This is a genomic window from Streptomyces sp. NPDC048600 (genome assembly GCF_055587025.1).
Window position 1 is genome coordinate 47,508 of record NZ_JBVJGZ010000008.1, and the last position, 12,470, is coordinate 59,977.

Below are 12,470 nucleotides of genomic sequence, written 5' to 3' on the forward strand. Positions count from 1 at the left end.
GTCAGACGTTGAAGCGGAACTCCACGACATCCCCGTCCTGCATGACGTAGTCCTTGCCCTCCATGCGGGCCTTGCCCTTGGCGCGGGCCTCGGCTACGGAGCCGGTTTCGACCAGGTCGGCGAAGGAGATGACCTCCGCCTTGATGAAGCCCTTCTGGAAGTCGGTGTGGATGACACCGGCGGCCTCGGGGGCGGTGGCGCCCTTCTTGATGGTCCAGGCGCGGGACTCCTTGGGACCGGCCGTGAGGTACGTCTGGAGGCCCAGGGTGTTGAAGCCGACGCGGGCGAGGGTGGCCAGGCCCGGCTCCTCGGCGCCCACCGACTCCAGGAGCTCCATGGCGTCCTCCTCGTCCAGCTCGGCGAGGTCGGCCTCCAGCTTGGCGTTCAGGAAGATCGCCTCGGCGGGGGCGACCAGGGCGCGCTGCTCGTCCTTGAAGGAGTCGTCGGTCAGCTCGTCCTCGTCGACGTTGAAGACGTAGAGGAACGGCTTCGTGGTGAGCAGGTGCAGGTCGTGGAGGAGCTCCGCGCGCTCGGTGCCCTGGAGGATGCCCTGGGAGAAGAGGGTGTCGCCCTTCTCCAGGATCTCCTTGGCCTCCTCGACGGCCTTGACCTTCGGGGCCACGTCCTTCTTGATCCGCGACTCCTTCTGGAGGCGGGGCAGGACCTTCTCGATCGTCTGGAGGTCCGCGAGGATCAGCTCGGTGTTGATGGTCTCGATGTCGTCCTTCGGCGAGACCTTGCCGTCGACGTGGACGACGTTCTCGTCCTTGAACGCGCGGATGACCTGGCAGATCGCGTCGGACTCGCGGATGTTCGCCAGGAACTTGTTGCCCAGGCCCTCGCCCTCGGAGGCACCGCGCACGATGCCCGCGATGTCGACGAAGTCGACCGTCGCCGGGAGGATGCGCTCCGAGCCGAAGATCTCCGCCAGCTTGGCCAGGCGGGCGTCGGGGACGCCGACCACGCCGACGTTCGGCTCGATCGTGGCGAACGGGTAGTTGGCCGCCAGCACGTCGTTCTTGGTCAGGGCGTTGAACAGGGTCGACTTGCCGACATTCGGCAGACCGACGATTCCGATCGTGAGCGACACGTTGCGTCTTCCCGTACGTGAGAGGGGCCAGGGGGCGCCTTCGGGGCCATACGGCCTTCGGGCCGGGGCCAGAGGAGAGGCTGGCCGATCCACCAGTTTACGGGGTACCGGCCGGGCCCCCGGCGATCCGTCGAACGCTTGGCCAAGCTCGTTCCCCCGGCGTGTCTGAAGGGCCGTTCGACACATAAAACGACCTAAGTTGGTCCAGTGGAGCAATACAGGACTCGCCAAGACCGGTCCGGACCGCGCCGCGGCAAGCCCCCGCTGCCGCCCCAGGCCGGTTCCGGCGATCCGGGCGACCGCCAGGCCCGGCCCGGCGCCGCCCGGTCGACACCGCGCCAGGGGCGCCCGGCGGCCGCCGGTCCACACCCCGCCCAGGACGGCGCCCGTCCGCCCCGCCAGGCCCAGGGCGAGGGCCGGCTCCGCGAAGGCTCCCGCCCCTCCCGCGGCGGTTCACGCCCCGCCTCCGCCGGCCGTGACGGCTCCGCCGGGGACCCGCGCAACCGGCCCGCCCGCACCCGGCGGCCCACCGCCCGGGCCGCCGCGGGCCTGCGGCGGCTGCCCGACCCCCGCCTGACCGGGCTCGGCGGCGGGCTGTTCTGCTCCGCCGTGATGCTTCTGCTCGCCTTGCTGGACGCGCTCCTGTTCGGCTCGTCCCTGACCGTCTACGGCGTGCTGTTCCTGCCGGTGTGCCTGCTGACGGCGGCCTGGGTACGGCGGGGGGATCTGGTGACCGGTCCGGTCGTCGTCCCGATCGCGTTCACCGTCGGCCTGCTGCCGATCGCGGGCGGCGAGGGCGTCGGGGGGCGGCTGATGAACCTGTTCACCGCGCTCGCCACCGAGGCCGGATGGCTCTACGGCGGGACCCTCGTCGCCGGCCTCGTCGTGATCGCCCGTCGGCTCCGCCTCGTCCACCGGCGCCGCGCCGCGGCGAGGCCCCGCCCGTCCACGGGCGCGTAGCCGAGTGCGGGGCCCCGGGCGCCCGCGGGTCTACGCCTCGCCCGTCTCCACCGCTCTCATCGCCGCCCCGACGATCCCCGCGTTGTTCTGGAGCTGCGCCGGGACGATCTCCGCCTTGATCCCCTCGATCAGGTGGAGGAACTTCCCCGACTTGCGGCTGACGCCGCCGCCGATGATGAACAGCTCCGGGGAGAAGAGCATCTCGACATGGGCGAGGTACTTCGAGACACGGCGGGCCCAGTGCTCCCAGGTGAGGTCGCCGTCCTCCTTGGCCTTGCTGGAGGCGCGCTTCTCCGCGTCGTGGCCGCCCAGTTCGAGATGGCCCAGCTCGGAGTTGGGGACGAGGATGCCGTCGATGAACAGGGCGCTGCCGATGCCGGTGCCGAAGGTGAGGAGCAGGACCGTGCCCTTGCGGTCGCGGCCGGCGCCGAAGTGCATCTCGGCGACACCTGCAGCGTCCGCGTCGTTGACCACGGTGACCGGGAGGCCGCCGAGGCGCTCGCCCAGCAGAGCGCGCGCGTCGGTGTCGATCCAGGCCTTGTCGACGTTGGCCGCGGTGCGGATCGTCGAGCCGTTCGTCACGACACCGGGGAACGTGACGCCGATCGGGCCCGTCCAGCCGTAGTGCTCGACGACCTCCTTCACACCGTCGGCCACCGCGTCCGGGGTCGACGGCTGAGGAGTGAGCACCTTGTGGCGCTCCTGGGCGAGGTCACCCCTGCCCAGGTCCACAGGGGCACCCTTGATGCCGGAACCGCCGATGTCCACACCGAAGATCTGCATGGCTCTACGTTACGACGGACGACTGACAGTCACTCCCCGGCGGGGTCCGCGCCGCTGCCGCCCCGCTGGGCGACCAGGGCGGCCGCCTCCGCGCGCAGGTCCCGGCGCAGTTCCTTCGGCAGCGAGAAGGTGATGGACTCCTCGGCGGCCTTGACCAGCTCGACGTCCGCGTAACCGCGGCCCGCGAGCCACTCCAGGACCTCCTCGACGAGCACCTCCGGCACCGACGCGCCCGAGGTGACACCGACCGTGGAGACGCCCTCCAGCCAGGCCTCGTCGATCTCGTGGGCGAAGTCGACGAGATAGGCGTCGCGGGAGCCGGCGAGCTTGGCGACCTCGACCAGACGCTTGGAGTTGGAGGAGTTGCGCGAGCCCACCACGATGACCAGCTCGGCCTCGGCGCCCATCTGCTTCACGGCGAGCTGGCGGTTCTGCGTGGCGTAGCAGATGTCGTCGCTCGGCGGGGAGATCAGCTGCGGGAACTTGTCCTTCAGCGCGTCGACCGTCTCCATCGTCTCGTCGACCGAGAGCGTGGTCTGGGAGAGCCAGACGACCCTGGACGGGTCGCGGACCTCGACCTTGGCCACGTCGCCCGGGCCGTCGACGAGCTGGATGTGGTCGGGGGCCTCGCCGGAGGTGCCGATGACCTCCTCGTGGCCCTCGTGCCCGATCAGCAGGATGTCGTAGTCCTCGTCGGCGAAGCGGACGGCTTCCTTGTGGACCTTGGTGACCAGCGGGCAGGTGGCGTCGATGGTGGCGAGGCTGCCGCGCTCGGCCTCCTCGTGGACGACGGGGGCGACGCCGTGCGCGGAGAACATCACGATGTTGCCCGGCGGCACCTCCTCCGTCTGCTCGACGAAGATCGCGCCCTTCTTCTCCAGGGTCTGCACGACGTACTTGTTGTGGACGATCTCGTGCCGGACGTACACCGGAGCCCCGTACTGCTCCAGGGCTTTCTCGACGGCGATCACGGCGCGGTCCACACCCGCGCAGTAGCCACGGGGGGCGGCGAGCAGGACACGGCGGCCAGACGAAGCAGTCATGCGTCCCATCGTAAGGCCGCGTCCGGACGGCCTGGATCAGCCTCCCCGTGGGCGGTGCCGCGGGACGGGCGGGGGACGTGCGGGCGACAGGCGGGGGACGTGTGGGCGGCGGCCGGGCGGCGGGACGCCGGTCGCCCGCGGCCGGATCGACGGTGAAGGCCCCTTCGTCCGCGACCGGATTGTCGGTGGCGGCCGTTACGCTCGCGGCATGGCTGTGAACACGAGTCCCGAGTCCGCGCTGCCCGTCGGTGAGGTCTCGCGGCTCATCGGGGGATGGATCGACCGGCTCGGCGCCGTGTGGGTCGAGGGGCAGATCACACAGCTGTCCCGGCGGCCCGGCGCCGGGGTGGTGTTCATGACCCTGCGCGACCCGTCGTACGACATCTCGGTGAGCGTCACCTGCTACCGCCAGGTGTTCGACGCGGTCGCGGACGTGGTCGGCGAGGGCGCCCGGGTCGTCGTCCTGGCCAAGCCCGAGTGGTACGCCCCCAGGGGGCAGCTCTCCCTGCGGGCCGCCGAGATCCGGCCCGTGGGGGTCGGCGAGCTGCTCGCGCGGCTGGAGCAGCTGAAGAAGGCGCTCGCGGGCGAGGGACTGTTCGCGCCGGAGCGCAAGAAGCCGCTGCCGTTCCTTCCGCAGCTGATCGGCCTCGTCTGCGGGCGGGCCTCGGCCGCCGAGCGGGACGTGCTGGAGAACGCCCGGCACCGCTGGCCCGCCGTGCGCTTCGAGGTGCGCAACGTCCCCGTGCAGGGCGTGCACGCGGTGCCGCAGGTCGTGCAGGCCGTCAAGGAGCTCGACGCGCTCGACGAGGTCGACGTGATCATCGTCGCGCGCGGCGGCGGCAGCGTGGAGGACCTGCTGCCGTTCTCCGACGAGCAGCTCGTGCGGGCGGTCGCGGAGTGCCGTACGCCGGTGGTGTCCGCGATCGGCCACGAGCCGGACAATCCGCTGCTGGACCACGTCGCCGACCTGCGGGCCTCCACGCCCACCGACGCGGCCAAGAAGGTCGTGCCGGACGTCGGCGAGGAGCTGGAGCGGGTGCGGCAGCTGCGCGACCGGGCGCGGCGCTGTGTGGAGGCCTACCTCTCGCGCGAGGAGCGCGGGCTCGCCCACGCGCTGGCCCGGCCCTCGATAGAGGACCCGCACCGCATGGTCGACGAGCGGACCGCGCAGGTGGCGTCGCTGTCCGAGCGGTCCCGGCGCTGCCTCGGGCATCTGCTGGACCGCGCCGACTCGGAGCTGACGCACACCCACGCGCGCGTGGTGGCGCTCTCCCCCGCCGCGACGCTCAAGCGCGGGTACGCCGTGCTCCAGCGGGCCGACGGTCACGCGGTCCGCGCCGCGGGCGAGGTCACGGCCGGTGAGGCGCTGCGCGCGCGGGTGGCCGAGGGCGAGTTCTCCGTACGGGTCGAGGAACCCGTGCGTGTCGAGGGAAGCGAAGAGGTCTGACGGGTGCGCGAGGTCCCGGAGGACGTGGCGATGATGTCTAGGGTGGGCGGATGACCGGCAAGGTGGATGAGGCGCTCGGGTACGAGCAGGCGCGCGACGAGCTGATCGAGGTCGTACGCCGGCTGGAGGCGGGCGGTACGACGCTGGAGGAGTCCCTGGCGCTGTGGGAGCGCGGCGAGGAACTCGCGAAGGTGTGCCGGCGCTGGCTGGAGGGCGCGCGGGCGCGGCTGGACGCGGCGCTGGCTGCGGAGGACGCGGCGGACGGGGATGCGGCGGGGGACGAGGAGTAGGGCGCCCTCGCGCTGGTCGCCACTTGGGCTTTCTCGCGCCGGGTGCCCGTCCCTGAGGGGTGCGCGGACGCGTACGCGGGTCCGGAGGGTGTGGGGGCGCGTGAGAAAGGCCCCCGGCGTGGTTCCGGGGGCCTTTGCCACGTCGTCCGTGGGGGGCGCTCAGGCCAGCTTCAGGGCCTGGGCCATCTCCTTCAGGCGGTCGAAGGAGGCCGTGCCGGTCACCAGCGTCGTGGCGCCGTCCTCGCCCCGCAGGACCAGCGCGTCGTAGCGGCCGCCGGTGTAGCGGGTCCAGGTACGGCCGTCGATCTGCTCGGTGGTCGCCGTCTCCTTGGCGCCCTGGCTGGCCTCCTCGATGAACACGACCGGCCGCGCGGTGGACTGCTCGACCGCAACGTACTCGCCGTCGGGGTCCTGGAAGCCCAGGTGCCAGGCGTCGGACTCGGTGCCCTGGAAGCGCACGGAGGTCGCCTTCCAGGCGTTCGGCAGGCCCTCGGGGGCCGCCACGCCGTACGGGGCCGCGCGGCGGGCCGTCAGCAGTTCCACCCGGTAGTCGACGCGCTTGATGTCGGGTTCGCCGTCGTCGTTCGGGATGAACATGTAGACGAACAACGCCGCGAGGACGATGAGGCCCAGGGAAAGGATCATGTCCCGGGCCGACTTCTGCTTGCCGTAGGTGCCTGCCACGCCCCCTATGTTCGCAGGTGGCCCTGGCGCTCATCCGTGGGGCCCCCTGCTCAGTTTGTCGTCCTGGCGATAGAGTCGTCGTCCAGAACCCTCATCCGGCCGTCGTCGTATCAGAAAGGTGCGCTCCGATGACCGAGCATCATCAATTGCCGTCCGAGCTGGACGTTCCCTCCGAAGCCCCCGATCGCAACCTCGCCCTGGAGCTGGTCCGGGTGACCGAGGCCGCCGCGATGGCCGCCGGCCGCTGGGTGGGACGCGGCGACAAGAACGGCGCCGACGGTGCCGCGGTGCGCGCCATGCGCACCCTCGTCTCGACCGTGTCGATGAACGGCGTGGTCGTCATCGGCGAGGGCGAGAAGGACGAGGCGCCGATGCTCTTCAACGGCGAGCGCGTCGGTGACGGCACGGGCCCCGAGGTCGACATCGCCGTCGACCCGATCGACGGGACCACGCTGACCGCCAAGGGCATGCCCAACGCGATCGCCGTCCTCGCCGCCACCGAGCGCGGGGCGATGTTCGACCCGTCCGCCGTGTTCTACATGGACAAGCTGGTCACCGGCCCCGAGGCCGCCGACTTCGTCGACATCAACGCGCCCGTGTCGGTGAACATCCGCCGGGTCGCCAAGGCGAAGCGGTCCGCGCCGGAGGATGTGACCGTCGTCATCCTCGACCGGCCCCGCCACGAGGGGATCATCAACGAGATCCGGGAGACCGGTGCGCGGATCAAGCTGATCTCCGACGGTGACGTGGCCGGCTCCATCCTCGCGCTGCGCGAGGGCACGGGCGTGGACATGCTGCTCGGCATCGGCGGCACGCCGGAGGGCATCATCTCCGCCTGTGCGGTGAAGTGTCTGGGCGGCACGATCCAGGGGAAGCTGTGGCCCAAGGACGACGAGGAGCGGCAGCGGGCGATCGACGCCGGGCACGATCTCGACCGGGTGCTGACCACGGAGGATCTGGTGACCGGGGAGAACGTGTTCTTCGTGGCCACGGGGATCACCGACGGTGAGTTGCTGCGGGGTGTGCGGTACCGGTCGGAGACCGCGACGACCGACTCGATCGTGATGCGGTCGAAGTCCGGGACGGTTCGGCGGATCGACTCCGAGCATCGTTTGAGCAAGCTGCGGGCCTATAGCGCGATCGACTTCGACCGGGCCAAGTGACCGCGGTGCGGCTGTGACGCCGTAGCTCTTGCCCGGTGTGGGCGGGTGCGGGTGGTGGGGGTTGTTCGCGCAGTTCCCCGCGCCCCTTGAGAGGGCGTTGGCCCGCGCCGTGGCGTTGTGAGAGCCGGGCGGAGTGGTTTGCGCAGTTCCCCGCGCCCCTGAAACGCCTGCCCGTTGTGGGCGGGTGCGGGTTGTGGGGGGGTGCTCGCGCAGTTCCCCGCGCCCCTTGGAGGGCGTTGGCCCGCGCCGTGGCGTTGCGGGAGCTGCGTGGAGTGGATTGCGCAGTTCCCCGCGCCCCCTGGGAGGCGGTGGTGGGAGGGGCGTCCCCTGTGCGGAGGGGGCGCCCCTTCTTGTGCGGGTGGGGTGGGGTCAGCCGGCCTGGGCTATGCGGGCGGCTGCCCTGGTGGCCTTCTTGAGTTCCATGTCGCGGCGGCGGCGCCGGGCGAGGACGACGCGGCGCTCCGCGGCCGTGAGGCCGCCCCAGACGCCGTAGGGCTCGGGCTGGAGCAGGGCGTGCTCGCGGCACTCGACCATGACGGGGCAGCGGGCGCAGACGCGCTTGGCGGCCTCTTCGCGCGACAGCCGGGCGGCGGTGGGCTCCTTGGAGGGGGCGAAGAACAGGCCGGCCTCGTCGCGCCGGCACACCGCCTCGGTGTGCCAGGGTGCGTCTTGGTCCCTGTCCCGCGCTGGCATCCGCTGGTCCGGAACGGCAGCTACCTGTCGGGACGAATGCGGCGTTTGCAGCACGGTCTACTCCTGACGACGGCTTCGCGAGCGAGAGACGATGCAGCAAGGTCTACCCGCTGTACGCGTGCCTATGCGGGCAGTTGGCAACCGCCGGAGCCGACTGGTCCACCACCGTCAATGACCGAGATGTCTGCGCAAACTCTTTTCGGCCTTGTGCTGGACGCGATCGATGATGTCCGCGACGGTCTTCCCCCGGCGAGGGCGCGCCTCCACGTTGCCGAGGACGGCCCAGCCGTCCACGAACACCACAGGCGCCTCGGGGTCGGTCGCGTCCAGCGGGGCCACCTCGAAGTTGCCGAGCACACCACCACCGGTGCCGCGCAGGGAGACGTTCTCCGGGACACGGACCTCGACGTTGCCGAAGACCGACCACGCCTTGATGACGACCTGCTGGTACTCGAACAGGGCCTCGCTCAGGTCGATCTCGACACTGCCGAAGATCGCGTACGCGTGGATACGGCGGCCCGCGCGCCAGCGGCCCTTGCGGACGGCGCTCGCGAACACCGCGACCACGTTCTCGTCCGGGTCGATCGGGATCGCGCCGGCCGTCGGGCGGTGGGGCGCGGTGTACGGGGCGGACGGGCGCGGGGCGTGGGCCGCGGGCAGATCGCGTATGAAGACCTCCAGCTCGCCGACCGTACGGGCGGCCAGGGCGCCCTCGACGCGCTCGGCGTGCTCGTCGGCGGTCAGCCGGCCCTCGGCCAGGGCCTCGCGCAGGATGTCGGCGATCCGGTCGCGGTCCGCGTCGGAGGCGCGCAGCTCGGCGGCGGGGGCGGTCTGCTTCTGAAGGTCCACGACAGCAGCGTACCGAAACACGATAGATCGCGACATCCCCAACTGAGCCTTACCTCACAGGTTCACTGTCAGCGGCAGGTTCTACGCTGGTGAGGCTCGCCAGCGTCGGCGGGCGGCCGTCCGTCAGAGTGAGGAATGGGCTGAGATGCCTGAGTTCGCGTACACCGATCTGCTCCCCCTGGGAGAGGACACCACCCCCTACCGGCTGGTGACGTCCGAGGGTGTCTCCACCTTCGAGGCCGACGGGCGGACGTTCCTCAAGGTGGAGCCCGAGGCGCTGCGCAAGCTGGCCGAGGAGGCCATCCACGACATCCAGCACTATCTGCGCCCGGCCCACCTCGCCCAGCTCCGCCGGATCATCGACGACCCGGAGGCGTCCGCCAACGACAAGTTCGTCGCGCTGGACCTGCTGAAGAACGCCAACATCGCGGCCGCGGGCGTGCTCCCGATGTGCCAGGACACCGGCACCGCGATCGTCATGGGCAAGCGCGGCCAGAACGTGCTCACCGAGGGCGGCGACGAGGAGGCCCTGTCGCGGGGCATCTACGACGCCTACACCCGGCTGAACCTGCGCTACTCGCAGATGGCTCCGCTCACCATGTGGGAGGAGAAGAACACCGGCTCCAACCTCCCGGCGCAGATCGAGCTGTACGCCACCGACGGCGGCGCCTACAAGTTCCTCTTCATGGCCAAGGGCGGCGGCTCCGCCAACAAGTCGTTCCTGTACCAGGAGACGAAGGCCGTCCTGAACGAGGCCTCCATGATGAAGTTCCTGGAGGAGAAGATCCGTTCGCTCGGCACGGCCGCCTGCCCGCCGTACCACCTGGCGATCGTGGTCGGCGGTACGTCCGCGGAGTACGCGCTCAAGACCGCCAAGTACGCCTCCGCGCACTACCTCGACGAGGCGCCCGCCGAGGGCTCCGAGCTGGGCCACGGCTTCCGGGACAAGGAGCTGGAGGAGAAGGTCTTCGAGCTCACCCAGAAGATCGGCATCGGCGCGCAGTTCGGCGGCAAGTACTTCTGCCACGACGTGCGGGTGATCCGCCTGCCGCGGCACGGGGCGTCCTGCCCGGTCGCCATCGCGGTGTCCTGCTCCGCCGACCGCCAGGCCGTCGCGAAGATCACCGCCGAGGGTGTGTTCCTGGAGCAGCTGGAGACGGACCCGGCGCGGTTCCTGCCGGACACGACGGACGAGCACCTCGAGGAGGGCGACGTCGTCCGTATCGACCTCAACCAGCCGATGGACGACATCCTCGCGGAGCTGACCAAGTACCCGGTCAAGACGCGGCTGTCGCTCTCCGGGCCGCTCGTGGTGGCGCGGGACATCGCGCACGCGAAGATCAAGGAGCGGCTGGACGCGGGTGAGGGGATGCCGCAGTACCTCAAGGACCACCCGGTGTACTACGCCGGTCCGGCGAAGACGCCCGAGGGGTACGCGTCGGGGTCGTTCGGTCCCACGACCGCCGGGCGGATGGACTCCTACGTGGAGCAGTTCCAGGCTGCCGGGGGGTCCAAGGTGATGCTCGCGAAGGGGAACCGGAGCAAGCAGGTCACCGACGCGTGCGGGGCGCACGGGGGGTTCTATCTCGGGTCGATCGGGGGGCCCGCGGCGCGGCTCGCGCAGGACTGCATCAAGAAGGTCGAGGTCGTCGAGTACGAGGAGCTCGGTATGGAGGCGGTGTGGAAGATCGAGGTGGAGGACTTCCCCGCGTTCATCGTCGTCGACGACAAGGGGAACGACTTCTTCCAGGATCCGGCTCCTGCGCCGACGTTCACGTCGATTCCCGTGCGGGGGCCTGGGCTGGGCTGACGTCCGTGGGGGCGGGGGCCTTTTTCTCGCCCCCGCCGCCCCTTCCCGTCCCGTCTCCAGGGGCTCCGCCCCTTCGACCCCGCCAGGGGCTACGCCCCCTGGACCCCCAGGCCTTCACCCGTCCACCGCCCGAAACGGTCGATCAGGGGGCCGGCCCCGAAAAGGCCCGTCGGCCGAAGCGGTCGGGTGGGGAGCGGAGATCCGTTTACGGGGAACACCTGTCACGTCCTGGGTGCTGTGACTGGTGGAGGTGATCGGCTGTGGCCGACGGAGAGCAGGGGTATCGGGTCGAGCACGACTCGATGGGTGAGGTGCGGGTGCCCGCGGGTGCGAAGTGGCGGGCGCAGACGCAGCGGGCGGTCGAGAACTTCCCGGTGTCCGGGCAGCGGATCGAGCGGGCGCACATCGAGGCCCTCGCACACATCAAGGGCGCCGCGGCCAAGGTCAACGCCCGGCTGGGGGTGCTCGACCAGGACATCGCCCGGGCGGTGCAGGAGGCGGCCGCGGAGGTCGCCGAGGGACGCTGGGACGAGCACTTCCCGGTGGACGTCTTCCAGACGGGCTCGGGGACGTCGTCCAACATGAACACCAACGAGGTCGTCGCCACGCTGGCGAGCGAGCGGCTGGGCCGGCCCGTGCATCCCAACGACCACGTCAACGCCTCTCAGTCGTCCAACGACGTCTTCCCCTCCTCGATCCACATCGCGGCCACCGCGGCCGTCACCCGCGACCTGATCCCCGCGCTGGACCATCTCGCCGCCGCGCTCGGGCGCAAGGCCGAGGAGTTCGCGGACGTGGTGAAGTCGGGCCGTACGCATCTGATGGACGCGACTCCCGTGACGCTGGGCCAGGAGTTCGGCGGGTACGCCGCCCAGGTGCGCTACGGCGTCGAACGGCTGCGGTCCTCCCTCCCCCGGCTCGCCGAACTGCCGCTCGGCGGTACGGCCGTCGGCACCGGGATCAACACCCCGCCCGGGTTCTCCGCGGCCGTCATCGAGGAGGTCGCGCTCGCCACGGGGCTGCCGCTGACGGAGGCGCGCGACCACTTCGAGGCGCAGGGCGCGCGAGACGCGATCGTCGAGACCAGCGGGCAGCTGCGGACCATCGCGGTGGGACTGACGAAGATCGCCAACGATCTGCGGTGGATGGCGTCGGGGCCGCGCACCGGCCTCGCCGAGATCGCCCTGCCCGACCTCCAGCCCGGCTCCTCGATCATGCCCGGCAAGGTCAACCCGGTGATCCCGGAGGCGGTGCTGATGGTCGCCGCGCAGGTCACCGGCAACGACACCACCGTCGCCACGGCCGGTGCCGCCGGGAACTTCGAGCTGAACGTGATGCTCCCGGTCATCGCCAAGAACGTCCTGGAGTCGATCCGGCTGCTGGCCAACGTCTCGCGACTGCTGGCCGACCGGACCGTCGACGGCATCACCGCCGACCGCGAACGGGCCCGGGAGTACGCCGAGTCCTCGCCCTCCGTGGTCACCCCGCTCAACAAGTACATCGGCTACGAGGAGGCGGCCAAGGTCGCCAAACGGGCGCTCGCCGAACGCACGACGATCCGTACGGTCGTGCTGGAGGGCGGGTACGTCGAGCGCGGGGACCTCACACTCGAACAGCTCGACGAGGCGCTGGACGTGCTGCGGATGACCCGCCCCTGA

General features: G+C 71.0%; 12 protein-coding genes. 6 read left to right on the forward strand and 6 right to left on the reverse strand.

Annotation, left to right across the window (positions count from 1 at the left end; genetic code table 11):
• Position 1: 1 nt before the first annotated feature.
• Positions 2-1,090, reverse strand: a complete 1,089-nt coding sequence (gene ychF, locus ACZ6SQ_RS13225) for a redox-regulated ATPase YchF (RefSeq protein ID WP_386378979.1) — start codon at positions 1,088-1,090, stop codon at positions 2-4.
• Between the two features lie 207 nt (positions 1,091-1,297).
• On the opposite strand from ychF, the gene ACZ6SQ_RS13230 reads away from it, so the two are divergent.
• Positions 1,298-2,050, forward strand: coding sequence for a DUF6542 domain-containing protein (locus ACZ6SQ_RS13230; RefSeq protein ID WP_469560368.1), 753 nt, complete (start codon positions 1,298-1,300; stop codon positions 2,048-2,050).
• Positions 2,051-2,080: 30 nt separating this feature from the next.
• On the opposite strand, the gene ppgK is transcribed toward ACZ6SQ_RS13230, so the two are convergent.
• Both ppgK and ACZ6SQ_RS13240 read right to left on the reverse strand, forming a co-directional pair.
• Positions 2,081-2,833, reverse strand: coding sequence for a polyphosphate--glucose phosphotransferase (ppgK, locus tag ACZ6SQ_RS13235; RefSeq protein ID WP_469560371.1), 753 nt, complete (start codon positions 2,831-2,833; stop codon positions 2,081-2,083).
• A 29-nt stretch (positions 2,834-2,862) separates the two neighbouring features.
• Positions 2,863-3,885, reverse strand: coding sequence for a 4-hydroxy-3-methylbut-2-enyl diphosphate reductase (locus ACZ6SQ_RS13240; protein ID WP_386378983.1), 1,023 nt, complete (start codon positions 3,883-3,885; stop codon positions 2,863-2,865).
• A gap of 199 nt (positions 3,886-4,084) precedes the next feature.
• Here ACZ6SQ_RS13240 and xseA point away from each other — a divergent pair, with 199 nt between their 5' ends.
• Both xseA and ACZ6SQ_RS13250 read left to right on the forward strand, forming a co-directional pair.
• Positions 4,085-5,323 carry an exodeoxyribonuclease VII large subunit gene (gene xseA / locus ACZ6SQ_RS13245; protein WP_469560374.1) on the forward strand — a complete coding sequence of 413 codons (1,239 nt, stop codon included), beginning with the start codon at positions 4,085-4,087 and terminating at the stop codon, positions 5,321-5,323.
• A gap of 50 nt (positions 5,324-5,373) precedes the next feature.
• Complete coding sequence (locus ACZ6SQ_RS13250; RefSeq protein WP_469560378.1) at positions 5,374-5,613, forward strand: exodeoxyribonuclease VII small subunit; 240 nt, start codon at positions 5,374-5,376, stop codon at positions 5,611-5,613.
• A gap of 159 nt (positions 5,614-5,772) precedes the next feature.
• Here ACZ6SQ_RS13250 and ACZ6SQ_RS13255 read toward each other — a convergent pair whose 3' ends face one another.
• Positions 5,773-6,297 (reverse strand): DUF4245 domain-containing protein, encoded by a 525-nt coding sequence (locus ACZ6SQ_RS13255; protein WP_469560381.1) that lies wholly within the window; start codon positions 6,295-6,297, stop codon positions 5,773-5,775.
• A gap of 128 nt (positions 6,298-6,425) precedes the next feature.
• Between ACZ6SQ_RS13255 and glpX the strand changes: the two genes are divergently transcribed.
• Entirely contained in the window at positions 6,426-7,460 is a 1,035-nt protein-coding gene (gene glpX, locus ACZ6SQ_RS13260) for a class II fructose-bisphosphatase (protein WP_386383044.1), read from the forward strand.
• Positions 7,461-7,829: 369 nt separating this feature from the next.
• Here the strand turns inward: glpX and ACZ6SQ_RS13265 are convergent, their stop codons facing one another.
• Both ACZ6SQ_RS13265 and ACZ6SQ_RS13270 read right to left on the reverse strand, forming a co-directional pair.
• Positions 7,830-8,207: a WhiB family transcriptional regulator gene (locus tag ACZ6SQ_RS13265; RefSeq protein WP_386383041.1), complete on the reverse strand. Its 378-nt coding sequence runs from the start codon at positions 8,205-8,207 to the stop codon at positions 7,830-7,832.
• Positions 8,208-8,321: 114 nt separating this feature from the next.
• Positions 8,322-9,002 carry a DUF1707 SHOCT-like domain-containing protein gene (locus ACZ6SQ_RS13270; protein ID WP_469560384.1) on the reverse strand — a complete coding sequence of 227 codons (681 nt, stop codon included), beginning with the start codon at positions 9,000-9,002 and terminating at the stop codon, positions 8,322-8,324.
• 145 nt (positions 9,003-9,147) lie between these two features.
• On the opposite strand from ACZ6SQ_RS13270, the gene ACZ6SQ_RS13275 reads away from it, so the two are divergent.
• Together ACZ6SQ_RS13275 and ACZ6SQ_RS13280 are read left to right on the forward strand one after the other, a co-directional pair.
• Positions 9,148-10,812, forward strand: coding sequence for a fumarate hydratase (locus ACZ6SQ_RS13275; RefSeq protein WP_469560388.1), 1,665 nt, complete (start codon positions 9,148-9,150; stop codon positions 10,810-10,812).
• Positions 10,813-11,072: 260 nt separating this feature from the next.
• Positions 11,073-12,470, forward strand: coding sequence for a class II fumarate hydratase (locus tag ACZ6SQ_RS13280; RefSeq protein WP_469560391.1), 1,398 nt, complete (start codon positions 11,073-11,075; stop codon positions 12,468-12,470).